Consider the following 540-nt stretch of genomic DNA (forward strand, 5'->3'; position numbering starts at 1 on the left):
GGCCGACCGTCTGGAACAGGCCCTTGCCAGGCTTGCCGAAGCCCAGGCCCAGACCGAGCAGGAACTCCGGGCCCTCGCCCAGGCCCAGGCTGAGACGGAGAGGACGGTGAAGGCCCTGGTGGATACCGTAGGTGCCCTGAAGGGGGAGAACCTGGAGCGCCGGTACCGGGAGCGGGCCGCCTCCTACTTCCAGCGGATTCTGCGCCGCATTCGCCTTGTGGACCATCAGACCCTGGGGATGCTGCTGGACGACGCCCTGGATGCGGGACGGATCACCCCGGAGGACCGGGCGGAGGTGCTCGAAGCGGACGTCGTCGTCTACGGCCTCCGGGACGGCGAGGAGGTCTACCTGCTGGCGGAGGTCTCCAGTACGGTCACCGCGCACGACGTGCGCCGGGCGCGGGAGCGGGCGGCCCGGCTGGAGAAGGCCACAGGCCGGCCCGTGCTGGCTGCGGTGGCCGGAGAGAGGCTGGGGGAGGACCCCGAGACAAAGCAGGAAGCAGGAGGGGTCTGGCAGGTGCTGGACGGACGTACCTTGCC

1 protein-coding gene is annotated in these 540 nt (G+C 70.7%); it reads left to right on the forward strand.

Annotation, left to right across the window (positions count from 1 at the left end; genetic code table 11):
• Positions 1-540 (forward strand): hypothetical protein (locus N0A24_12325; GenBank protein ID MCS7174120.1); only part of this gene is annotated, 540 nt, incomplete at both ends.

Source organism: Armatimonadota bacterium, from assembly GCA_025059775.1.
GTDB lineage: Bacteria > Sysuimicrobiota > Sysuimicrobiia > Sysuimicrobiales > Sysuimicrobiaceae > Sysuimicrobium.